This window comes from Bacteroides clarus YIT 12056 (assembly GCF_900129655.1).
Lineage (GTDB): Bacteria > Bacteroidota > Bacteroidia > Bacteroidales > Bacteroidaceae > Bacteroides > Bacteroides clarus.
In genome coordinates, this window is record NZ_FQWK01000007.1 from 91148 (window position 1) to 114086 (window position 22939).

Consider the following 22939-nt stretch of genomic DNA (forward strand, 5'->3'; position numbering starts at 1 on the left):
TCTGACCCTTTTTCTCATTTATATCCGGCAGCTTTGGCAATGCGTTTCGGAATTTCCGTATTATCCATCTTGCCGACAAACAGTCCGGAGCCCGCACCTATTGCAAAAACAGGAACATAACCGGCTGTATGGCTGGAGCTGGTCCATCCCACCATGGCTATCTGGCTCATTACCTTTTTGGCAGCGGCGGCCAACGGCTCGGTCTTGGCATAAAGGCTCTCCTCGAAAACAATCTTGTTCTTTACGAAAGACGTTTCATATTCATCACGAAGCATCTTTTCCTGTTCCCAGGTTAAAGGCAGCTCTTTCCAGAAGCCCATTTTATCGGCAAGTAACGCCTTTACCTCATCCCATGAAGCCTTACCGGATTTCTCTTTACGCAAGTCGGTAATCGCTTTGGAAAGAAGATCTTGGGATTGTTTCTGATTCAACAGGGATTTCAAGTGCAATTCATACTTTCCGATGCCCAGCCCCAGGCCACCGGTTTCGTGGTCGGCGGTTACGACAATCAGAGTTTCTTTCGGGTGCTTCTTGTAGAACTCATAGGCGACCTTTACCGCATTGTCCAAATCGATAACTTCTTCAAAAACGGTGGCAGGGTCATTACCGTGACAAGCCCAGTCTATTTTGCCGCCTTCTACCATAAGGAAGAAACCTTTATTGTTTCCTTTTGTCAGGAACGAAATGGCGCTTTCCGTTATTTCCGGTAAGGTAAGGTCACCTTCTTCACGGTCAATAGCATAAGGAAGGCAAGATGGAACGGCACCCTCTTTCTGGATAAGTATCATCTTCTTCGCATCCGCTGCTTTGGTCTTGTATTCGTCCAAGCCGCGGGCAATCGTATAACCCGCTTCTTCTATAATGGGGAAGATACTCGGCGCTTCTTTCTTATCGGCAGTCGTAGAAGGCTTCAGGAAGCCGCCGCCCGCATAAAAGTCAAAACCGGCTTTCGGCAAGTCGAGCGCGATTTCGTAATACATGCTACGGTTGGGCTGGTGAGCGTAGAACGCCGCCGGAGTAGCGTGGTCTACGCTGACACTGGTAGTGACACCTACTTTCTTACCGGACTTCTTGGCTTTCTCGGCAACTGTCTGCAAGACGTTTTTATCATCGTCCATACCGATAGCCCCATTGTATGTCTTTGCACCGGTGGCAAGAGCCGTACCGGCCGCTGAAGAGTCGGTCACGGAATTAGTGGCGGAAAAAGTCGTAGCCACGGTACCAACCGGGAAGGTCGTAAACAAAAGCGGTTTTACACCGATACGTCCTTCTTGTTCAGCCAGGTACATCTCCGTACCGTTCACCTGGTTCACTCCCATTCCATCACCGATGAAATAGAATACATACTTTGCCTGCTGCGCATAGGATACGCCCGTCAGCAATACAAAGAGCAATACATACATTAATCGTTTCATAAACTGTTCTATTTAAAATTATCTGTAATGTCAGTGTTTTTCCTTTATAGGGAAACAAAGATAAGAATTTTAAATCATTCACATATGACGATGTTATGAAAAAGAAAGTGCCGGAAACAGTCAAGACTGTTTCCGGCACTCGTATCAAGTCCTTATTACAATACTGTTATTTGCTCAAGATAGCCATTGTGTCAGAAGCAATCATCAGTTCTTCATCGGTCGGGATAACCACTACCTTCACCTTAGAATCGTCTGTGGAGATTACAGCTTCTTCACCGCGAACCTTGTTCTTTTCCAAATCGACCTTAACGCCCATAAATCCGAGGCCTTCGCATACTTCGCTGCGGCAGTTGCACTGGTTCTCGCCAACACCGCCCGTAAATACGATGATATCCACACCGCCCAAAGCAGCGGCATAAGCGCCTACATACTTCTTGATGCGGTAGAAATACATCTTTTCTGCCAGAATAGCTCTCGGATTACCGGCAGCTACGGCATTCTCCAAGTCGCGCATATCGCTTGACTCACCGAAAATACCCATCACGCCGCTCTTCTTGTTCAGCAGATTGGATACTCCGTTTGCATCCAGATTTTCCTTATCCATGATGAAAGTAACGGCACCGGCATCGATGTCACCGCTACGAGTACCCATCATCAAACCTTCCAACGGAGTCAAACCCATGCTGGTATCCATGCATTTGCCGTCTTTAATGGCAGAGACGGAGCCACCGTTACCGATGTGGCAGGTAATGATTTTCTTTCCTTCCGGCTGTACACCCAGGAATTCGCACACACGCTTTGATACATAACGGTGAGAGGTTCCGTGGAAACCATAACGGCGAACGCCATATTTTTCATACAGTTCGTAAGGAACGGCGTACATATATGCATAATCAGGCATTGTCTGATGGAAAGCGGTATCAAACACACCGATCTGCGGAACATCAGGCAGAATGGCGGAAACCGCATTTACACCCTTCAGGTTGGCGGGATTGTGAAGCGGAGCCAAATCATTGCAAGCGGTAAACGCGTCCAGCACTTCCTGAGTCAGCAATACGGATTCGCTGAATTTCTCACCTCCGTGTACCATACGGTGGCCTACCGCATTGATTTCGTCCAAAGACTTGATGGCGCCGTATTCGGAGCTGATCAATGTATTCAGGATGAACTCTACACCTACGGTGTGTTCCGGTATGTCTTTTTCCAGAATCTTTTTCTCGCCATCAGGCAAGGTCAATTTCAGGAAGGAGCCTTTCAGCCCGATTTTTTCAATACCACCTTGAGCGATAACCTCTTTGTGGTCCATATCAAACAATTTGTATTTGATGGACGAGCTACCGCAGTTCAATACTAAAACTTTCATATTATATCAGATTTAAAGTTATTTGGTGTGTTTAGCGGCAATAGCCTGGTTCGCAGTAATCGCAATCATGCGGTAAACATCTTCGATAGAGCAGCCGCGCGACAAGTCGTTTACCGGACGTGCGATACCTTGCAGAATCGGACCGACTGCATCGGCATGTCCGAGGCGCTGTACCAATTTGTAGGAGATATTACCCACTTCAAGGCTCGGAACAACGAGTACATTCGCATTACCCGCAATGGCGGAACCCGGAGCTTTGCTGGCGCCGACTTCGGGAACCAACGCCGCGTCAGCCTGCAATTCGCCATCGATAGCGATATCAGGAGCCATTTCTTTAGCAATCTTCAAAGCTTCCACTACTTTGTCCACCACTTCGTGTTTTGCAGAACCTTTCGTAGAGAAACTCAACAGCGCCACTTTCGGGTCCAGACCTGCGACAGCCTTAGCCGTACGCGCAGTACAAACAGCGATTTGAGCCAATTGAGAAGCATCGGGAACCGGAGTTACGGCAACGTCACCCATTACCAGAATACCATTCTTACCATATTCGGGAGCATGCGTCAGCAACAGCATCGCACCGGAAACACAAGTAATGCCGGGAGCCGTCTTGATAATCTGCAAAGCCGGACGAAGCACATCGCCGGTAGTATTGCGCGCACCGGCCAACTGACCGTCCGCATCACCGTTCTTGATAATCAAACAGCCCAGATAAAGCGGATTGGTTGCCAGCTTACGAGCTTCTTCAATGGTCATGCCTTTTTTCTTACGTAACTCGAACAGCAACTGTGCGTATTCTTCCAATCTCGGATTGTTTTCCGGATCGATAATGGTCGCCTTGGAAATATTTCCAAGTCCCCACTCCGTTGCACAAGCGTTGATTTCAGCAGGATTGCCCAAAAGAATCAGGTCTGCAATACCATCTGTCAAAATTTGATTGGCAGCTTTCAATGTGCGTTCTTCCGTACCTTCAGGAAGAACAATGCGTTGACGATCGGCTTTCGCACGCTCTAAAATTTCATTAATTAATCTTTGCATGATATTTTAATTGTGTATAAGAATCGGTAGTTCGTGTTATTCACGCCGCAAAAGTACATAATTTTGCAATATACACATTGCAATTTCGAGGCTTTTTCTACATCAAATGAGAATTATTATAATATTTAACACTAACAGATGATTTACGGGATAGTTCCTCACTCCAAATAGCTAACTTTGCAGCGTTTTCAATGTTTTCAACAGGTAGGTATTATTTAATAATCAGGTATTATGATCCGTCAATGCGCCATCCTTTTCGGATGTTTGGCTTTGGGTGAATTGATTGTATTCTTAACGGGTATCAAACTTCCGTCCAGCATCATCGGCATGCTGCTGCTCACCCTTTTCTTAAAGTTGGGTTGGATAAAACTGCACTGGGTGCAGGGAATGTCCGACTTTTTAGTTGCTAACCTGGGATTCTTCTTCATTCCGCCCGGTGTAGCCCTCATGCTCTATTTCGACATTATCGCCGCCGAATTCTGGCCTATTGTCATCGCCTCATTAGTCAGCACCCTGTTGGTACTCGTGGTTACCGGATGGGTTCACCAATTAACACGTAAAATCAAATGAACTTTTTAGAAAACGAATTCTTCCTGCTGGCTATTACTTTCGGGATATTCTTCTTAGCCAAGCTTCTTCAAAAGAAGACAGGAATCATGCTGCTGAACCCCATCTTGCTCACTATCGCCATACTTATCATTTTCCTGAAAATGACAAATATCAGTTATGACACTTATAACAAAGGCGGACATCTGATTGAATTCTGGCTCAAACCGGCCGTCGTCGCACTGGGCGTTCCTTTGTATCTGCAATTGGAGACCATCAAAAAACAATTGCTGCCTATCCTGCTTTCACAATTGGCCGGATGTATTGTAGGAGTTATCTCCGTAGTCCTGATAGCGAAACTGATGGGAGCTTCCGACGAGATTATTTACTCGCTGGCTCCAAAATCCGTTACCACCCCGATAGCCATGGAAGTTACGAAATCAATAGGCGGCATTCCCGCACTGACCGCCGCCGTAGTGGTTTGCGTAGGTCTGTTGGGCGGAATACTTGGCTTCAAGACAATGAAACTCACCCATATCGGGAGCCCCATGGCGCAAGGACTTTCCTTAGGGGCAGCCGCCCATGCTGTCGGCACGTCCACAGCAATGGACATCAGCAGCAAATACGGTGCGTTTGCCAGCCTCGGACTGACGCTTAACGGAATATTTACGGCCTTGTTAACCCCAACTATTTTACGATTGTTAGGGTTACTCTAACAAAATCTTCTTATTTTTGTTATTATATTCTTAACCAATAGAAATTATTTATGATTCCATTTAAAGATATCGAACTAAAAGACAAAGACCTGATTACTTCCTTTACTCTGAACAGTCCGCGACGCAACTGCGACCTTTCATTCTCCAACCTGTGCAGTTGGCGCTTCTTATACAACACTAAGTTTGCCATTATGGACGGTTTCCTGTTATTGAAATTCTGGGCAGACGGAGAGCTTGTATATATGATGCCTATCGGTAACGGCGATTTAAACAAAGTGCTGGACGCGCTGATAGAGGATGCCAATCAGGAGGGAGAGCCTTTTTGCCTGTTGGGTATCTGCGCCGGAATGTGTTCCGAACTGGAAACTTTCATGCCCGGCAGGTTCCACTTCACAGCGGACAGGGATTACGCCGATTACGTATATCTGCGCTCTGACCTCGCCACCTTGTCCGGCAAAAAGTTTCAGGCCAAACGGAATCATATCAACAAATTCAAAAAGACTTATAATTACGAATATACTCCTATTACAGCCGACCGTATTCAAGAGTGCCTCGATTTGGAAGCGGAATGGTGCAAAGTCAACAACTGCGACCAGCATGAAGGTACAGGCAACGAACGTCGCGCATTGATATACGCCCTGCATAACTTTGACGCGTTAGGACTGACGGGCGGCATTCTCCATGTAGAGGGCAAGATTGCGGCTTTTACATTCGGCATGCCTATCAACCAGGACACATTCGGAGTGCATGTAGAAAAGGCCGATACCCGTATAGACGGCGCTTATGCCATGATTAATTACGAATTCGCCAACCACATCCCGGAACAATATATTTACATCAACCGGGAAGAGGACTTGGGCATTGAAGGACTGCGGAAAGCAAAGCTCTCCTATCAGCCCGCCATTATCCTGGAGAAATATATCGCTTGCTTAAAAGAACAGCCGGTAGAGGCTATCAAGTGGTAAATCAGGGAATAAGGCAGGTGACAGAATGGTACAATTATGATAAAGGGTGAAACGATGCGGGAAAAAGTAAAGAATTTATGGAAGCTATGTTTTAACGACAGCGATGAATTTACAGATATGTATTTCCGCTTGCGTTACAGTAATGACGTCAACATCGCAATTCAAAGCGGTGAAGAAGTGATTGCCGCCCTGCAAATGCTGCCCTATCCCATGACTTTCGGAAAGAACGAAATCAAGACAGGATACGTATCGGGCGCCTGTACACATCCCGATTATCGCAATCGCGGGGCTATGCGCGAACTATTATCGCAGGCCTTTACCCGTATGCTGCACAATGACATGGCCGTTTCGACCTTGATTCCGGCGGAGCCTTGGCTATTCGGGTACTATGCCGGCATGGGCTATGCACCCGTATTCAGGTACTCCTCAACAATCTTTACGGCTTCAGAGGTTACTACCGCTAACGAAGCAGTTGTTCTGAACAAGATAAATGATTATCAGGAAGAGGTATACCGCTATTTGGACCGGAAATTACGGGAACGTCCCTATTGCATCCAGCATACGGAAACAGACTTCCGGGTGATTCTTGCCGATTTACAATTGGGGGAAGGATGTGTCTATATATTGAAGCAAGGCGATAAAATTCCGGCATTAGCCATTGTATACCCGGCAGGCAGTACTTGGCAGGCAGGAGAAGTCGTTGCGGAAACCCCTGAGATGCACTCATTATTGCTACAACACATTTGCGGACAACTGAATATCCCGTCCATTCGAGTTATCGCTCCGGCTGCGGCAGGGCAAAACCCGCAAGTATTGGGTATGGCGCGCATCATCAATGCCAAAACGGTACTGCAACAATATGCCGCCGAGCACCCGGAACAGGAAATGAGCATTGCTCTTACAGATCCGCAAATCAGCGCCAATAACGGTTACTACTATCTGAATAACGGCAAGTGCATGAATAGCGCCAAGCGCCTGCCGGGCAGTCACTTGGCACTCACTATCGGCGAACTTACCGAAAAGATATTATCGTCCTTACATCCTTACATGAGTTTAATGCTGAATTAGCGGTTATTACAATCCGCTGAAGTCCACGTCCTCGAATACCAAGGACGGAATACGCCATGAAGAAGACAAACGGGGATCATTACCCACAGCCGATAAAGACGCCCAAAGCGTAATCATATTGCCCGTGACATTCATTTCGCTGATTGGCCGGGTCGGTTTGCCGTTCTCAATCAGAAATCCTTCGATACCGTACGAGAAATCTCCGGAACTGCTGTTACAGTTACCGCCATTGAATCCGGTAACCAGAATGCCTTTCCGCACATCCGCCACCAAACCGTTCAAATCTTTGTTTCCCGGTTTGAGTACCAATAAGGAAGGAGAGCCAACGGTAGGTTCCACTCCCATCTTCCGGGAATTGTAAGTGTCGATGAAGTATGTTTTCAGCACTCCGCTTTCAAAGATAGGGCGTGGCTCCGTAGCCACTCCTTCGCTGTCGAAATAACGTGCGCCCCTTGCTCCTATGATATGAGGCTCGTCCATGAGATTCAACAGCCCGCCACCGACCTTGGCATTCAGCTTATCCAGCAGGAAAGAGTTCTTTTGCTGCAACGCAGAACCATACAGCGCGCTCAGCATCGGACGAAGCAAACTACTTGAATTCACAGAATCTACCACCATCGTATATTTGCCGGAAGCCACCTTCTTTTGTCCGAGTTTGCGCAGCGCGCGTTCCAAGGCCGTTGCGCCTATACCCGACTTCACCAGTTTATCGTAAAACAAAGCCGAGTCATACCAGTAAGAGGACGGACGCGCCTCTCCCTCTCCCCGCAATGCCACATCGGCAGATACTGAGAACCAGGTAGACTTGGACTCTCCTTCGAAACCATTGCTCGTCAAACGGTAAGAGGAGTTTTCACCGTCACCATACGAGGTGCTTACGGATATAATGCGGTTGTCTTTGCCCAAAACCTCCTCGGCGGCGGCACGTGCGACAGCCACCTTATCATCCGGATTGATAGTTTCGAACCGCTCGTCGAATAATTGTAAATCAGGTTTTCCACCCTTATAATAACGGGAAGTATCGGGCAGTACACGCGCCTCGTCCACGGCCAGATAACGCGTAGAGTCGATGCCATTCTTTATAAACGACTCCAGTTCCTTCTTATCCAAACGATTGGTTGAATAAGAACCGTATTTGCCATCAACATACAAACTGATACTAAGCCCGCTTTCCGAGGCTTGCTGCAATCTGTCCATTTTGCCATCGCGTAATTCAAATGAAGCGTTGGAGTTGGAGTACAGCGCCAACTTCACTGCCCGGCATCCGTTTTTCAAGGCATAATCCATTGCCCACTGCACCAGTTTTTTATTATTGTCTGTAATCATATTCTTAGTTGACTGTGGATAGCTGATAGCCAAAGAAACATTATCAGTTATCAATTATCCGTTAGTATTTAGTTTTCCCCTCCTACGGTGAGTTTGCTGACCAGCGCCGACGGCATACCGCACGTCACCGGGCAAGACTGCCCGTCTTTACCACAGGTCCATGTACCATTGTCAATCCTATCATTGTCGGCTACCATCGTGATGTCCGCCAATGCTTTCGGCCCATTGCCTATGATATTGATATCCTTAACGGGCTGCGTCAGCTTTCCGTCCTCAATCAAGTAACCGGACTTCACAAAGAACGTAAAGTCACCGGCCCCAATCTGAACCTGCCCATTCGTAAACGTATCTACGAAGATACCGTTCTTCACCGTAGAAATAATATCCGCTTCTTTCATATTGCCGGCTTCCATATACGTAGCGCGCATGCGGGGAATAGGTACGTTGCGGAATGTATCGCGGCGACCGTTTCCGGTGGGGTTCACGCCGTAATGTCTGGCGCTGATACGGTCGTGCAGGTAGCTGGTGAGCACGCCTTCCCGGACGATGTACGTTTTCTGTCCCTCCACACCTTCATCGTCAAAATTCACAGCACCGCGGTTAAAGGGAATCGTACCGTCGTCCACCACATTGATATGCTCGCTGCACACTTTCTTATTCAGCTGACCGGAAAATATAGATATGTCCTTACGGTTGAAGTCCGCCTCAAAAGCGTGGCCGATAGCCTCATGCAACAAGATTCCCGAACCGCCCGCGCCCATTACAACAGGCATTTCACCACCTTTAGGTTTGATGGCTTTAAACAGAATGGCTGTTCGGTCTACTACCTCACGGGCAATCACGTCTATAATATCATCTGTCATAAACTCAAAGCCTCTGCGATAAGACCTGCCGGCATAACCGTTCTCCATTTTTCCGTTTTCTTCCATGATACAAACGGCCATGAAAGACGCCATCGGGCGGTAATCGTAATAGCTGATACCTTCCGAATTACAAAACAGCACATGCGACGTACTGTCCTGCAAGTATGCCTGCACCTTCCGAACGCGACTATCCAAAGAAAAGATTTTCTCATTCAGCTTTTCCAGATAAGGAATCTTTTCTTTTACGCTTACGTCTTCCCAGGGAATCGTCACAGCATAACGGTTTTGAGATATCGTCTGCTCCGTCAGTCCAACAGGCACACCCGCCTTGCCCGAAGACGCAATACGGGCGGCAGTGCGTGCGGCACGCAACATTTCTTCCAAAGTAACACCTTCTACGTACGCATAACCGCTCCTATCTCCGGCCAGCACGCGCACTCCCATACCAAAATCTATGTTGGAGCCGCAATTGTTTACCTTACCATCCATCAAACTCACATTGTTGTTGAACGTATGCTCAAAATAAAGGTCTGCGTAATCCCCGCCTTTTTCCAAAGCAGCCGCCATTACTTTCCTTAAATCGGCTTCCGTCACACCAAAATGATTGATGGCAGCAGCGACAGCGGATTTGTTATCCGCCCCGTCCGGAGCGGTCATCCCGCCGGTTCGTAAAAAGTTTCGTCCATCCATTTTATCCAGTTATAAATTATGAATTATAAGTTACTTATCTTTACAGAGAGAGAATCTTGGGAAATAAGCCGCATATCGAGATAGCCTCAGTCGCATACTTAGGGTACCCCTGTCGTATACTTAGGGTATCTCAGTATACGACAGAGACTGCTTTATACAATTACTATTGATTATCAGATTGTTATAAATCAGCAAAACAAAGTCAATCCATCTAAATATCTTTTGTCAAAAGACTCTCCAGTTCTTCCGCGTTCAAACGCAGATAGAACTGCCCTTTATAGGCAACCGAAATGGCCCCTGTCTCCTCTGACACAATGATGGCATGAGCGTCCGATACCTGAGAGATTCCCATGGCAGCACGATGCCGCAAGCCCAATTCTTTCGGAATATCCAGATTGTGCGATACAGGAAGGATGCATCCCGCCGCCTTGATACGTTTCTTGCTGATAACCATAGCCCCGTCGTGCAACGGACTATTCTTGAAAAAGATATTCTCTATCAAACGCTGGTTTATATTGGCATTGATAATTTCGCCCGTACGCACCACATCGTCCAACGGCATATTATGTTCAATGACAATCAACGCACCGACTTTCTGCTTGCCCATACTGATGCAAGCCATTACAACGGGCATAATTTCATCGTGCTCCATACTCTCCTTCTTGTTTCCCGTAAAGAAACGCACCAGTGCGCTGGCATGCTGATGCGAACCGAGCGTAAGCAGAAAACGCCGTATTTCGTCCTGAAACAAAATAATCAGCGCTAACACTCCTACACTGACCAGCTTATCAAAAATAGAACCCAGCAGTTTCATCTCCAACACCTGCGAAACCACCAGCCAAATCAAGATAAATACCAGAATACCCGTAAACACGTTGATGGACCCGGAAGCTTTCATCAGCTTGTACGTATAGTAAAGCAGGAAAGCCACCAGCAATATATCTATAAAGTCTTTTATGCCAAATTCAAAAAACACGGTTCTCTAAATATTAAGTATTAACTAATCAGCTATCAATTCTCATTCCATAGGCTTTGCACCCTCTTTCTTCATAGCCTCAACGATTTTCACCGTTTCCACCGCTTCGCGCACATCGTGCACGCGAAGGATATCGGCACCCTTCAATAAACAAATGGTATCCAATACGGTTGTACCGTTCAGCGCCTCTTGCGGAGTAGTTCCCAACAAGCGATAAATCATAGACTTACGGGAAACGCCGGCCAGCAAGGGAAGTTCAAAAATACGGAACTCTTCCAGATGGGCCAGCAACTCGTAATTATGTTCAACGGTTTTGCCAAAGCCGAATCCCGGATCCAATATAATATCCTTTACTCCTAAATCGCGCAGCTGCTGAACCTTGCGGGCAAAGTACATAAACACCTCTTTCAGTAAATTATCATAATGAGGGTTTTGCTGCATATTTTGCGGCGTGCCCTGCATATGCATCATGATATAAGGAACATTCAAGTCGGCAACCGTACGGAACATATCGCCGTCCATTTCTCCGGCGGCTATGTCATTAATGATTGCCACACCGTACTCCTCAACGCACATCCTTGCCACATCCGCCCTAAAGGTATCTACCGAAACAACGGCGTCGGGCTGCACCTTTCTTAGAATACCCAACCCCATACGCAAACGTTCCATCTCTTCCGCAGGCGACACATTCTCCGCATTGGGACGCGAAGAGTAAGCGCCGACATCAATAATACCGGCTCCCTCGCCCACTATCTGTTCTATACGGTGTGTTATGTCGATTTCCGTCTGCATACGGCTGCCTGCATAAAAAGAATCGGGAGTGACATTAAGAATTCCCATGACGCAGGGAGAGGAAAGGTCTAACAAGAAACCATTGACATTTATATATTTGGATTGCAGAGCTTTCATGGACAGTTCTTTTTTACTTATATATCTGCAAATGTAAACAAAAAAGGCGTCGCTGGTACACCAAGTCCAAAAAATAAAGTATCTTTGTTCAGAATATACAAGTATTTATCATGAAGGTAAGTTCAAAATATATTTTTCCCACGTTATTCTGCATTTTGCATTTCCTGCTTATGCCGCATAACGTATCGGTTTGGGGACAACAGAAAAACGCGATGGAAGAATACCGTGTAGACAGTATTTTATACAAATACTATCTCCGTTGCAAAGCCGAAATATCGTCCCCCGTCATTATGCAGATGGCTGACACGCTGTTCCAAATGGCTGGCGAAAAGCATGATTTGCGTATGCAGGCAGTAGCCCTGACCAACAAACTGGATTACCATTACTTTCGAGGTACCGACAAAGACAGTATTTTATACTATGTGGAACTTGTGAAGCAGTTTGCCACAGAAACCCGGCAACCCAAATACTACTACTTTGCCTGGAGCAAAAGACTTATCAACTACTACATCAAACAGCAGCAATACAACACCGCTCTTTACGAAGCCGATAAAATGATGAAGCAAGCCGAAGCGGACAACTACCCCGCCGGCATGGCAAACGCCTATAATATATTAAGCTCCATCTATCAAGTCAAAAGGCTTTTCAAATTGGCAGCCGAGAATCGGGAAAAGGAAATCGAGATAATCCTGAAATATAAAATAGACACCTATAATTTATCAAACACTTATTCCTTACTGGCCTCTTTCTATTGTTCCCTGGGAGAAATGGAGAAAGCCAAAGAAAAACTGGATAAGGCCAAGGAAAACATATACAGCGATTCGCAGGAGTTCTATTTTTATTTGAGATCCGCCGATTATTACCAGGCCCTTAAGGACTATCCCCAAATGAAAGGATGCTTGCAAAAAGCTAAAAAGCTGTTGGACGAGAAGAAAGAAGTGAAACGGATGGCATGCGATTATTATCTGAATGAAAGGAATTATTATATGGCCACACGCCAATATTCCAAAGCATTATCCGTTCAAGAGCATATCTCTCAAAACTATATGGACAAAATCAATCGGGGAGACGCCTTGCGGAACACGGCAATCATCTATCAGGAAATGGGAAATAATGCCAAAGCAGTAGAATATTATCAGGCGTATATCCAGAAAACAGATTCCGCGAACCGGATTTACGAAGATATCGCCGCCGGAGAATTCTCGGCCATATTAGGAGTGGAGAAACTCAACATCGAGAAAGCAGAACTTCAACAAGAAGCCCAACAACGGGATTTAGCCAACAAACAGCGCATCATCATCCTGCTTGTTGTTTTGTTGGTTCTCGGCGCCATATTCTTCTATCGTGAACATCTGCTCAACGGAAAACTCAGGGCATCGCAAAAAGCCGTCTCCGAGAAGAACAAACAATTGCTCATCTCCGAACAGGAACTGCTCGTCGCCAAAGAGCGTGCCGAGAAAGCGAGCATGATGAAAACCGAGTTCATACAGAATATGAGCCATGAGATTCGTACCCCGTTAAATTCCATTGTAGGTTTCTCCCAAATATTAAGCAGCATCAGCGGTGACAGTACGGAAGCGCAGGAATATGCCGGAATCATAGAGCAAGGCAGTAACAACCTGCTGCAATTGGTAGAAGACGTGCTGGACATTTCGAGTTTAGACAGCGGAACGGAAATTCCGACCCATATCATGGCCGACGCCACAGAGTTATGCCGGAAATGTATAACCAAAGCCCAGCAAGACCTGAAGCCGGGAGTCAGTCTCGAATTGCAGGCCGAACAAAGCGAATTCCATTTTCATACCAATCCGGAGCGTGTCAGCCAGATACTCTCACATTTACTGAAAAATGCAACGAAGTTCACCACGAACGGACATATTCTTCTTGAATGGCATACGGACAAAGAGCGGCGGCGCATTATTTTCAGTGTATCGGATACCGGAACAGGAATTTCCGCCGATAAGCAGGAATTCGTATTCGAACGGTTTGCCAAAGTGGATACTTTCGTGCAAGGCACCGGTCTGGGACTGCCCATAGGGCGTATCTGCGCAGAAAAGATGGGTGGAAGCCTGGTGCTCGACCCCGACTACACCAACGGTTGCCGCTTCCTATTGACTTTGCCGCTAAAAGGCTAAGGAAATATAACAGTCTTTTTTTTCCACGCCGCCCCATGCAATGTAGCAAATTAAACCATATCTTTGCAGCCGTATAAACAGATTTTTCAACCGTACTTCAAAAGAAGGGGAAACCATGGATATAACCGCTCTTTATCAGATATTTCTTAGCTGTACCGGCGTAACCACCGACAGCCGCAATTGTCCGGAAGGCTCACTGTTTATCGCTTTGAAAGGCGATACGTTCAACGGCAATGCCTTTGCCGCCAAAGCGCTGGAAACGGGAAGCGCCTATGCCGTCGTGGACGAAGCCGCCTATGCTCCTGCCGGAGACACACATTACATATTAGTGGACAATTGCCTTCGCACCCTGCAACAGCTTGCCAATTATCACCGCCGCCAACTGGGCACGCGCATCATCGGCATTACAGGGACCAATGGTAAAACCACAACAAAAGAACTTATATCCGCCGTATTGTCCCAAAAGTACAACATACTGTACACGCTGGGAAATCTGAATAACCCGATCGGCGTGCCGCTCACCCTTCTCCGCCTGAAAGCAGAGCACGAACTCGGCGTAGTGGAAATGGGCGCCAGCCATCCCGGCGACATTAAGGAACTGGTGGAAATAGCCGAACCCGATTATGGAATTATCACCAATGTAGGAAAAGCGCATTTGGAAGGATTCGGCTCTTTCGAAGGTGTCATCCGGACTAAAGGCGAACTGTACGACTATCTGCGCCGGCAGGGTAACTCCACCATCTTTATCCATCAGGACAATCCTTACCTCACCCAAATAGCATGGGGGCTGAATCCGGTAACTTACGGAGAGGAAGACAATCTCTATATCAACGGTCACGTCACCGGCAACTCCCCTTACCTTACTTTCGAATGGAAAGCCGGAAAAGCAGGAGAACGTCATGAAGTACAAACCCAACTGATTGGCGACTATAACTTCCCCAATGCACTGGCAGCCATCACTATCGGACATTTCTTCGGAGTGGAAGCGGCAAAAATAGACAAGGCACTGCATGAATACGAACCTCGAAACAACCGCTCTCAACTGAAAAAGACCGCGGACAACACACTGATTATCGATGCCTACAATGCCAACCCTACAAGCATGCTGGCGGCCATCAGTAATTTCCACAACATGCAGGCAGGAGGCAAAATGCTGATACTGGGAGATATGCGTGAATTGGGAAAAGACAGTCCCGGGGAACATCAGAAGATAGTGGACTGTCTGGAAGAATACGGTTTTAAAGACGTGGCGCTGGTAGGTGAACTATTCGCGGCGACCCGTCACACCTATCCCACCTATCCCGACGCTCCGGCTTTAATAGCCGAACTCCAAAAGAATAAACCTTGCGGAAAGACCATCCTGATAAAAGGTTCAAACGGTATAAAACTGAATACGGTAGTGGATTATCTTTAAGACTGGCGCATCATCTTAGGTTTCAACACGAAATAAGCTACCAATGACGCCAGCACAGCCCCCGTGGTATTGGCTGCAAAATCCAGCCAATCGCCGCCACGGTAGGTAGTGCAATACTCCTGCAAAAGTTCCACCGCCCCGCTAAACAATACCGGGCAGACAAACGCTCCCAACCATGCGTGCCATATAGGAGTACGGTCTCTCCTATGCGCCCTCAAGAACTCCAACCATAACATGCCCGACATACCGAAATACATACAAATATGTACCACCTTATCAAGATTAGGGATAGTGCCCAGCTCGGTAGCAGGCGGTTTGAAGAACGACAAATAGATTACAGCAAGTATTACTGTCAGCGATACCGGATATTTCTTAATATAATATAGCATATCTCAAATTATGAACAATCTGTGCGCAAAAGTATGGAACATTTTCTATATTTGCACGTTTTAAGAGGTATTAATAACGAATTGTAAGAAAAATCCACGTTTTATGACAAGAAATGAAAGAGCTAACTTTGGAAGTAAACTGGGGGTGATACTTGCTTCAGCCGGTTCCGCAGTTGGTCTGGGTAATATATGGAGATTCCCTTTCGAAACAGGCAATCATGGCGGCGCAGCCTTCATTCTGATTTACCTGGTATGCGTACTGATATTAGGTATTCCTATCATGATAGCCGAATTTCTTATCGGACGCCGTTCACGCGCCAATACTGCCGGAGCGTATCAAAAACTGGCTCCGGGAACCCAATGGCGTTGGGTGGGACGAATGGGCGTATTAGCCGGATTCCTGATTTTGGGCTACTACTCGGTAGTAGCGGGCTGGACTTTGGAATTTATAGGAGAGGCCGCTACCAACAGTTTTGCCGGCAAGTCCGCCGCAGAATTCATCGCCTCCTTCAACGGCTTTGTCAGTAATCCGTGGCGCCCTGTTATCTGGCTGATAGTATTCCTGTTGGTCACCCACTTCATCATCATAAAGGGAGTGGAAAAAGGCATTGAGAAATCAGCCAAAATAATGATGCCCATGCTGTTCATCCTGCTGATAGTACTTGCCATTTGTTCCGTATCATTACCCGGTGCCAGTGAAGGTATCGAATTCCTGCTGAAACCAGACTTCAGCAAAGTGGACGGTAATGTATTTTTAGGCGCGATGGGACAAGCGTTCTTTTCACTCAGTCTTGGCATGGGATGTCTCTGTACATACGCTTCCTATTTCAGAAACGATACCAACCTGCCTAAAACAGCGCTCAATGTAGCAGGTATAGACACGTTAGTAGCCATTCTCGCCGGGTTCATCATCTTTCCCGCTGCGTTTTCAGTCGGCATTCAGCCGGATGCAGGACCGAGTTTACTGTTCATCACATTGCCCAATGTATTTCAACAGGCATTCGGCAACATACCTTGGCTGGCAATTGTCTTGTCCATCATGTTCTATGTTTTACTGGCGCTTGCAGCATTGACTTCAACGATTTCCTTACACGAAGTGGTAACGGCATACCTGCATGAGGAATTCAAATTCACGCGTGGTAAAGCCGCAAGATTAGTTACAGCCGGTTGTATCATACTGGGAGTATTATGTTCGTTGTCATTAGGCGTAGGAAAGGATTACACGATTTTCGGCCTTAACCTCTTCGATTTGTTCGACTTCGTCACCGCCAAAATCATGTTGCCCTTAGGCGGTTTCTTTATCTCTCTCTTCACCGGCTGGTATCTGGATAAAAAGATTGTATGGGAAGAAGTCAGCAATAACGGAACTTTAAATATACATATATACAGATTACTTATCTTCATTCTGAAATATATCGCTCCAATAGGAATCGGACTTATTTTCATCAACGAGTTGGGTTTCTTCAAATAAACAGTAATGAAGAATCCGTTTAAAGACTTCTTATACTTCTCCCGGGGAGAAAGGCGAGGTATCCTTGTTCTCATCATTGGGATAATCCTCATCTTTCTCTCCGGATATATTTATTCTTTCCGGCAAAACAACAGGCAGCTTTCTGAGGAAGAAGCCAGGATACAGGCTGCCGCCTTGAAAGAATACGACAACTTTATCAGCTCTGTGCGGGAACAAGAAAGAAACGAGAACAGCCGTTTCAAGAAATCGGAGAGATATAAAAAGAGAACAGTTGTATTGGCTCCTTTCGACCCTAACCGTACGGACTCCGTCACCTTCTGCCGCTTAGGCCTTCCCGCATGGATGGCAAAGAACATCTTACGCTATCGAAGCAAAGGGGGAAAGTTCCGCAATGCCGAAGACTTCAAAAAAGTATATGGGTTGACAGAAGAACAGTACCAAACGCTCTCTCCCTACATCTATTTTACGGCAGAAGACACTATAAGAAAGGCGACCTCTTTACTCACCCTTCGGCAGGCCGGGAAAGACAGTACTTATAAATATCCGGCAGGCACAATGCTCGACTTAAACCGCGCAGATACCGCCGAATTGAAAAAGATTCCCGGCATAGGCAGCGGTATAGCCCGGTTAATAGTAAACTACCGGCAACGTTTAGGCGGTTTTTACCAAATAGAGCAATTGCAGGAGATTCATTTGGATTATCGCCAACTGCAAGCATGGTTCACCGTTACGCCCTCTGAAATCCGGCGCATCAATCTGAACCGCGTCGGCATAGAACGTCTTCGCCACCATCCCTATATAAATTTTTATCAGGCAAAAGCCCTTGTGGAATACCGCAAGAAGAAAGGAACGCTCCATAGCCTCAAGCCGTTTACCCTCTATGAAGAATTCACCGAAAGTGATTTGGAACGGCTGAACCCCTATGTCTGCTTTGAATAAGAAAAGAACAGACAGCTATTCTTTGCAAACTTCACCGTCTTTCAGATGAATGGTGCGGTCGGTAATTTGCGCCAGCCCCTCATCGTGCGTCACAATCACAAACGTCTGCCCTAAACGGTTGCGCAAATCAAAGAACAACTGATGCAGTTCCTCTTTGTTATGGGTGTCCAGACTTCCGGACGGTTCATCCGCCAACACCACCGCAGGATGATTGATGAGCGCACGTGCGACAGCAACCCTTTGTTTCTCGCCACCGGACAGCTCATTGGGTTTATGTGAGGCGCGTTCCGTCAGTCCCATGAAATCCAATATTTCGGTAGCCGCCGCTCTCGCTTCCTGCTGCCCCACTCCGGCAATGAAGGCAGGTATCATCACATTCTCCAAAGCCGTGAATTCCGGCAGTAATTGGTGAAACTGAAAGACAAAGCCTATATGCCTGTTACGGAAAGCGGAGAGTTCTTTTTCATTCAAACGGTTCACCAATGTACCATCAATCATTACCGAACCGCTGTCGGGCATATCCAGCGTCCCCATAATCTGCAATAAGGTAGTCTTTCCCGCACCGCTGGGACCGACAATACTGACAACTTCCTCTTTTTTTATCTCCAGGTCGATGCCACGCAAAACCTGCAAATTACCGAAACTCTTCGTGATTCCTTCTAATCGTATCATCGTTTTAGTTACTGTTACAATCTTTTAATGACATACTCCGCCAGATAGCAGCCAAATACAGCCGGCATATAGCTTACAGTTCCGCAAGTGGACTTTTTATTCTGTTCATCTTCCGTCAACAGCACCGCCTTCGGGTCGGCTTGCTCGGTACTGAATACAACCGGGAGCTTCCGCTTAATCCCCAGTTTCTGCAAGCGTTTTCTTACCGCCTTGCTCAGTCCGCAATGATAGGTGTCCCATATATCGGCAAACCGTATTTGAGTAATATCACTCTTGGCCCCCGCCCCCATACTCGACACAATCTTGATATGCCGCTTCAGCGTTTCCGCTATCAAATAGCACTTGGGAGCAAGCGTATCGATAGCATCCACCACAAAGTCATACCGGGCAGCATCAAGCAGTCCGGGTATATTATCGTCTTTCAGAAATACAGGCAATACCGTCAGCTGTATATCCGGATTGATATCTTTGAAGCGTTCCGCCAAAACCTCCGCTTTCTCCCTACCCATAGTAGAGTGTAAAGCAGGCAGCTGACGATTTATATTGGTAGGCTGCACCGTGTCCGCGTCCACAATCGTCATTCGCCCCACACCGGCACGGCATATCATTTCAGCCGCATAAGCGCCTACTCCGCCAAGACCGACAACCAGCACATGCGCCTGTTGCAGCCGTTCCATTTTCTCCTCTCCCAGCAAAAGCCGGGTTCTCTGTTTCCAATCCTCCATCATCGCCAACCGCCAATCATTAACCCCTTATCACTTACTAATCTTCCTTAAACCATTTATAAACCCACTTTCCTACCTTCTCATAATGCTGCGCCTCATTGCGCGGATTAGAGAAAGAAACGGCATCCTGAGGTTCACCCAACTGATCGGGATAAAGCACAATCAAACTGTTATTGGAGAAATATTTGCCCAACTGCGCCGGAAGTTTCTCGAAAGAACTGTCGTAGGAGATAGAACCCCTACGCGCGCTTATCACTACCAGCAAATGGTCGTAATTCACTTGTCCGGTCAATATCAGCAAGTCCCCCCAATCATCCAGGCGGGAGAAGTCCGTCAAGGTCTGTCCGTACTTTTTCTTCACCAATGCCTGCAACCGCACGGTCGTTTCCTCATTTGCAAAGAAATGTACCCGGCAACCCAGCGTGCCGCCCATCCGGCAAAAATGCTCCACCCACTTTTGGAATCCGGCTTCGTACTCCGCTTTAGGCGGAACCGCTATGATAATTCGCCGTATCGTATTAATCGGAATCAGGAACTTAGCAATCATAACCTCACGGTGCAGACCTTTCAGCAAGTTCTCGGCAAGCATACCGAAGAAAGAGTCCACAATATTGACCTTGCGGTGCAGACCGATAATCACGTCGGTCACCTCATATTCTTTCGCCGTATGGATAATACCCGCAGCAATATTCAAGTCATACCGGGTAATCTGGCGCAACGGCACATCGGCGGAGGCCGTAATCATGGCCGCCTTCTCCAAATACCTCTTGCCGCGAAGCTCCAAGCCCTCGGAAGTATTGTTGTCATTGATTACGTTCAATGCCAACAGATTATCTTTCTGTTTGGTATCACGTATCAGCAAGGAGAGGTTCATCAGATATTCAATCGTATCCGGATTCGCCACCGGAATAAGAATCCTTTCCGCCTCAACCGTACGTTCTTCCTCCAGATGCGCCTCGCACATGGCAATCTTACGCGCGGCCCTTTCCGTAATAAAGGAACTCACCACACACGTAACGAGAATCAGCAATACCGTACCGTTCAGCACATCCTCATTCAGCAAGCGCTCACCGTTCGGCAAGATGATATTATACCCCACCAATACCGCCGCCAGCGTAGCCGCAGCCTGTGCATTACTCAAACCGAACATCAACTCACGCTCTATGGGAGCCATTTTATAGATTTTCTGCGTCAGCCAGGAAGCGATCCACTTGCCCACCAGCGCCACAATAATCATAACTGCAGCCACCTTCAAGGCGTCTCCCTGCCCGAAGATGACATGAATATCAATCAGCATACCCACTCCTATCAGGAAATAAGGGATAAACAGAGCGTTACCCACAAACTCCAGATGATTCATCAACGGTGACACATGCGGTATGAGACGGTTCAGCACCAATCCTGCCAAGAACGCTCCCAAGATGCCTTCCATACCCACGAACTCCATCAGGCCCGCTCCCAGAAAGACCATGGCAAGCACGAAAATAAATTGCATCACATTATCGTCGTAGCGGCGGAAAAACCAACGTCCGATACGCGGGAACGAATACATAATCAAAGCTCCGAGAAAGACAACCTTAATCACCAGCCACAGCCAGAACAGACCACCGGACTCCCCCTTGAACAGACCGCCCACCACAGCCAGTACCAACAATGTAAGCGTATCCGTCACCGCCGTACCTCCCACAGCAATGCTTACACTGCGATGGCGGGACACGCCGTAACGAATTACAATCGGATACGCCACCAGCGTGTGCGAAGCATACATACTCGCCAACAATATGGACGTCACGAGGCTGTACTTCAGCAACATCATATTGGTGACCAAGCCAATACCTATCGGAATGACAAAAGCCAGCAATCCCAGCATTACAGCCTTTCCGCGGTTCTTCTTGAAGTCGCCCATATTCATTTCCAGACCCGCCAGAAACATGATATAATAAAGCCCGACCTTGCCGAACAACTCAAAACTGCTGTCGCGCACCAAGATATTAAAACCATGTTCTCCAATCACCAAACCGGCCAGAATCATGCCGATAATGTGCGGTATACGCAGTTTATTCAGCAATATGGGCGCAAACAATATAATAAGGAGTACAAGGAGGAATATCCATGTAGGGTCTGTTATAGGAAGTGTTAAACTGAGATTGAACCAGTCCATACGCAGCGAGTTTTAGGTTTTAACTGCAAAATAACGAAAAAGTTTTCACTTTATGCGGTGCCATACAGCAATTTGTTATAAATTTGCAACCAATTCTATCATTTATAGATAGATTGGAACTATTTTATAAACTATATTAAAAACAAAAGAAAAATGAAAGTAGCTATTGTTGGAGCAAGCGGAGCCGTGGGACAAGAGTTCCTGCGAGTGCTCGATGAAAGGAATTTCCCGTTGGACGAGTTAGTGTTGTTCGGTTCTAAACGCAGTGCCGGCACTAAATACACCTTCCGCGGTAAACAGATCGAGGTTAAACTCTTGCAACACAACGATGACTTTAAAGGGGTTGATATCGCTTTCACTTCCGCAGGCGCAGGCACCTCTAAAGAGTTCGCCGAAACCATTACCAAGTACGGAGCCGTGATGATCGACAATTCCAGCGCTTTCCGTATGGACGCCGATGTGCCTTTGGTTGTACCCGAGGTAAATGCCGCTGACGCCAAAGACCGTCCGCGCGGTGTTATCGCCAACCCTAACTGTACTACTATCCAAATGGTAGTGGCGCTGAAAGCCATCGAACAGCTTTCTCATATAAAGACAGTACACGTATCTACGTATCAGGCTGCCAGCGGTGCAGGCGCCGCCGCCATGGATGAGTTGTACGAGCAATATCGCCAAGTATTGGCCGGTGAACCTGTCACGGTCGAGAAATTTGCCTATCAGTTGGCCTTCAACCTGATTCCCCAGATTGATGTGTTCACCGAAAACGGATACACCAAAGAGGAAATGAAGATGTACAATGAAACGCGTAAGATTATGCATTCCGACATCAAAGTCAGCGCAACCTGCGTTCGTGTACCCGCTCTCCGCTCCCACTCGGAAAGCATCTGGGTGGAAACAGAACGCCCTATCTCCATCGAGGAAGCGCGCGAAGCGTTTGCCAAGGGCGACGGACTGGTATTAATGGACAACCCGGCAGAAAAAGAATACCCGATGCCGTTGTTCCTCGCTGGAAAAGACCCTGTATACGTAGGCCGTATCCGTAAGGACCTCAGCAACGAGAACGGACTGACCTTCTGGATTGTAGGAGACCAAATCAAGAAAGGCGCCGCATTGAACGCCGTTCAGATTGCAGAATATCTGGTTAAAGAAAACGCTCTTTAA

General features: G+C 47.1%; 20 protein-coding genes. 9 read left to right on the plus strand and 11 right to left on the minus strand.

What is annotated here, in order from left to right; genetic code table 11:
• Positions 1-14: 14 nt before the first annotated feature.
• From BUB52_RS13595 to pta, 3 genes are all read right to left on the minus strand, one after another.
• Positions 15-1415 (minus strand): alkaline phosphatase, encoded by a 1401-nt coding sequence (locus BUB52_RS13595; protein ID WP_009121836.1) that lies wholly within the window; start codon positions 1413-1415, stop codon positions 15-17.
• Between the two features lie 166 nt (positions 1416-1581).
• Complete coding sequence (locus BUB52_RS13600) at positions 1582-2778, minus strand: acetate kinase (RefSeq protein ID WP_009121835.1); 1197 nt, start codon at positions 2776-2778, stop codon at positions 1582-1584.
• Positions 2779-2796: 18 nt separating this feature from the next.
• Complete coding sequence (pta, locus tag BUB52_RS13605) at positions 2797-3813, minus strand: phosphate acetyltransferase (protein WP_009121834.1); 1017 nt, start codon at positions 3811-3813, stop codon at positions 2797-2799.
• A gap of 231 nt (positions 3814-4044) precedes the next feature.
• Here pta and BUB52_RS13610 point away from each other — a divergent pair, with 231 nt between their 5' ends.
• From BUB52_RS13610 to BUB52_RS13625, 4 genes are read left to right on the plus strand one after another with little or no spacing between them, the layout of a single operon-like run.
• A complete protein-coding gene (locus BUB52_RS13610; protein WP_009121833.1) occupies positions 4045-4383 on the plus strand; it encodes a CidA/LrgA family protein in 339 nt (112 codons plus the stop codon).
• Positions 4380-5075, plus strand: coding sequence for an LrgB family protein (locus BUB52_RS13615; RefSeq protein WP_009121832.1), 696 nt, complete (start codon positions 4380-4382; stop codon positions 5073-5075). The genes BUB52_RS13610 and BUB52_RS13615 overlap by 4 nt, the downstream gene beginning before the upstream one ends.
• A gap of 50 nt (positions 5076-5125) precedes the next feature.
• A complete protein-coding gene (locus tag BUB52_RS13620) occupies positions 5126-6040 on the plus strand; it encodes a DUF2156 domain-containing protein (protein WP_009121831.1) in 915 nt (304 codons plus the stop codon).
• Positions 6041-6076: 36 nt separating this feature from the next.
• On the plus strand, positions 6077-7108 hold the full coding sequence (locus BUB52_RS13625; protein WP_009121830.1) for a GNAT family N-acetyltransferase: 1032 nt from the start codon (positions 6077-6079) through the stop codon (positions 7106-7108).
• Between the two features lie 6 nt (positions 7109-7114).
• Here BUB52_RS13625 and BUB52_RS13630 read toward each other — a convergent pair whose 3' ends face one another.
• The 4 genes from BUB52_RS13630 to folP form a co-directional block, all read right to left on the minus strand.
• The gene (locus tag BUB52_RS13630; RefSeq protein WP_009121829.1) at positions 7115-8434 is read right to left on the minus strand and encodes a TldD/PmbA family protein; all 1320 of its coding nucleotides are present in this window, start codon (positions 8432-8434) and stop codon (positions 7115-7117) included.
• Between the two features lie 68 nt (positions 8435-8502).
• Entirely contained in the window at positions 8503-9987 is a 1485-nt protein-coding gene (locus BUB52_RS13635) for a TldD/PmbA family protein (protein ID WP_009121828.1), read from the minus strand.
• Between the two features lie 211 nt (positions 9988-10198).
• Positions 10199-10963, minus strand: a complete 765-nt coding sequence (gene cdaA / locus BUB52_RS13640) for a diadenylate cyclase CdaA (RefSeq protein ID WP_009121827.1) — start codon at positions 10961-10963, stop codon at positions 10199-10201.
• A 42-nt stretch (positions 10964-11005) separates the two neighbouring features.
• Positions 11006-11872, minus strand: coding sequence for a dihydropteroate synthase (folP, locus tag BUB52_RS13645; protein ID WP_009121826.1), 867 nt, complete (start codon positions 11870-11872; stop codon positions 11006-11008).
• 212 nt (positions 11873-12084) lie between these two features.
• Between folP and BUB52_RS13650 the strand changes: the two genes are divergently transcribed.
• Positions 12085-14007, plus strand: coding sequence for a tetratricopeptide repeat-containing sensor histidine kinase (locus BUB52_RS13650; RefSeq protein ID WP_254302472.1), 1923 nt, complete (start codon positions 12085-12087; stop codon positions 14005-14007).
• A gap of 115 nt (positions 14008-14122) precedes the next feature.
• A complete protein-coding gene (locus tag BUB52_RS13655; protein ID WP_009121824.1) occupies positions 14123-15421 on the plus strand; it encodes a UDP-N-acetylmuramoyl-tripeptide--D-alanyl-D-alanine ligase in 1299 nt (432 codons plus the stop codon).
• Here the strand turns inward: BUB52_RS13655 and BUB52_RS13660 are convergent.
• A complete protein-coding gene (locus BUB52_RS13660; RefSeq protein WP_009121822.1) occupies positions 15418-15810 on the minus strand; it encodes a VanZ family protein in 393 nt (130 codons plus the stop codon). The genes BUB52_RS13655 and BUB52_RS13660 overlap by 4 nt on opposite strands.
• 103 nt (positions 15811-15913) lie before the next feature.
• Here BUB52_RS13660 and BUB52_RS13665 point away from each other — a divergent pair, with 103 nt between their 5' ends.
• Both BUB52_RS13665 and BUB52_RS13670 read left to right on the plus strand, forming a co-directional pair.
• On the plus strand, positions 15914-17281 hold the full coding sequence (locus BUB52_RS13665) for a sodium-dependent transporter (RefSeq protein ID WP_009121821.1): 1368 nt from the start codon (positions 15914-15916) through the stop codon (positions 17279-17281).
• Positions 17282-17287: 6 nt separating this feature from the next.
• Positions 17288-18220 (plus strand): ComEA family DNA-binding protein, encoded by a 933-nt coding sequence (locus BUB52_RS13670; RefSeq protein WP_009121820.1) that lies wholly within the window; start codon positions 17288-17290, stop codon positions 18218-18220.
• A 15-nt stretch (positions 18221-18235) separates the two neighbouring features.
• Here BUB52_RS13670 and BUB52_RS13675 read toward each other — a convergent pair whose 3' ends face one another.
• Genes BUB52_RS13675 through BUB52_RS13685 form a run of 3 tightly spaced genes read right to left on the minus strand, consistent with a single transcriptional unit; the run spans position 18236 to position 21778 of the window.
• Positions 18236-18892 carry an ABC transporter ATP-binding protein gene (locus BUB52_RS13675; RefSeq protein WP_009121819.1) on the minus strand — a complete coding sequence of 219 codons (657 nt, stop codon included), beginning with the start codon at positions 18890-18892 and terminating at the stop codon, positions 18236-18238.
• 14 nt (positions 18893-18906) lie between these two features.
• Positions 18907-19617: a tRNA threonylcarbamoyladenosine dehydratase gene (locus BUB52_RS13680; protein WP_039950717.1), complete on the minus strand. Its 711-nt coding sequence runs from the start codon at positions 19615-19617 to the stop codon at positions 18907-18909.
• Positions 19618-19654: 37 nt separating this feature from the next.
• Positions 19655-21778: a cation:proton antiporter gene (locus tag BUB52_RS13685; protein ID WP_009121817.1), complete on the minus strand. Its 2124-nt coding sequence runs from the start codon at positions 21776-21778 to the stop codon at positions 19655-19657.
• A 153-nt stretch (positions 21779-21931) separates the two neighbouring features.
• On the opposite strand from BUB52_RS13685, the gene BUB52_RS13690 reads away from it, so the two are divergent.
• On the plus strand, positions 21932-22939 hold the full coding sequence (locus BUB52_RS13690; protein WP_009121816.1) for an aspartate-semialdehyde dehydrogenase: 1008 nt from the start codon (positions 21932-21934) through the stop codon (positions 22937-22939).

Excerpts from the sequence above, each read along its gene's own strand:
- folP (WP_009121826.1), bottom strand. The coding sequence starts at position 11,872 with ATGAAAGCTCTGCAATCCAAATATATAAATGTCAATGGTTTCTTGTTA.
- BUB52_RS13690 (WP_009121816.1), top strand. The coding sequence starts at position 21,932 with ATGAAAGTAGCTATTGTTGGAGCAAGCGGAGCCGTGGGACAAGAGTTC.
- BUB52_RS13595 (WP_009121836.1), bottom strand. The coding sequence starts at position 1,415 with ATGAAACGATTAATGTATGTATTGCTCTTTGTATTGCTGACGGGCGTA.
- pta (WP_009121834.1), bottom strand. The coding sequence starts at position 3,813 with ATGCAAAGATTAATTAATGAAATTTTAGAGCGTGCGAAAGCCGATCGT.
- BUB52_RS13660 (WP_009121822.1), bottom strand. The coding sequence starts at position 15,810 with ATGCTATATTATATTAAGAAATATCCGGTATCGCTGACAGTAATACTT.
- BUB52_RS13655 (WP_009121824.1), top strand. The coding sequence starts at position 14,123 with ATGGATATAACCGCTCTTTATCAGATATTTCTTAGCTGTACCGGCGTA.
- BUB52_RS13625 (WP_009121830.1), top strand. The coding sequence starts at position 6,077 with ATGATAAAGGGTGAAACGATGCGGGAAAAAGTAAAGAATTTATGGAAG.
- BUB52_RS13630 (WP_009121829.1), bottom strand. The coding sequence starts at position 8,434 with ATGATTACAGACAATAATAAAAAACTGGTGCAGTGGGCAATGGATTAT.
- BUB52_RS13600 (WP_009121835.1), bottom strand. The coding sequence starts at position 2,778 with ATGAAAGTTTTAGTATTGAACTGCGGTAGCTCGTCCATCAAATACAAA.
- BUB52_RS13670 (WP_009121820.1), top strand. The coding sequence starts at position 17,288 with ATGAAGAATCCGTTTAAAGACTTCTTATACTTCTCCCGGGGAGAAAGG.
- BUB52_RS13680 (WP_039950717.1), bottom strand. The coding sequence starts at position 19,617 with ATGGAGGATTGGAAACAGAGAACCCGGCTTTTGCTGGGAGAGGAGAAA.
- BUB52_RS13615 (WP_009121832.1), top strand. The coding sequence starts at position 4,380 with ATGAACTTTTTAGAAAACGAATTCTTCCTGCTGGCTATTACTTTCGGG.
- BUB52_RS13675 (WP_009121819.1), bottom strand. The coding sequence starts at position 18,892 with ATGATACGATTAGAAGGAATCACGAAGAGTTTCGGTAATTTGCAGGTT.
- BUB52_RS13635 (WP_009121828.1), bottom strand. The coding sequence starts at position 9,987 with ATGGATGGACGAAACTTTTTACGAACCGGCGGGATGACCGCTCCGGAC.
- BUB52_RS13650 (WP_254302472.1), top strand. The coding sequence starts at position 12,085 with ATGGAAGAATACCGTGTAGACAGTATTTTATACAAATACTATCTCCGT.
- BUB52_RS13610 (WP_009121833.1), top strand. The coding sequence starts at position 4,045 with ATGATCCGTCAATGCGCCATCCTTTTCGGATGTTTGGCTTTGGGTGAA.
- BUB52_RS13665 (WP_009121821.1), top strand. The coding sequence starts at position 15,914 with ATGACAAGAAATGAAAGAGCTAACTTTGGAAGTAAACTGGGGGTGATA.
- BUB52_RS13685 (WP_009121817.1), bottom strand. The coding sequence starts at position 21,778 with ATGGACTGGTTCAATCTCAGTTTAACACTTCCTATAACAGACCCTACA.
- BUB52_RS13620 (WP_009121831.1), top strand. The coding sequence starts at position 5,126 with ATGATTCCATTTAAAGATATCGAACTAAAAGACAAAGACCTGATTACT.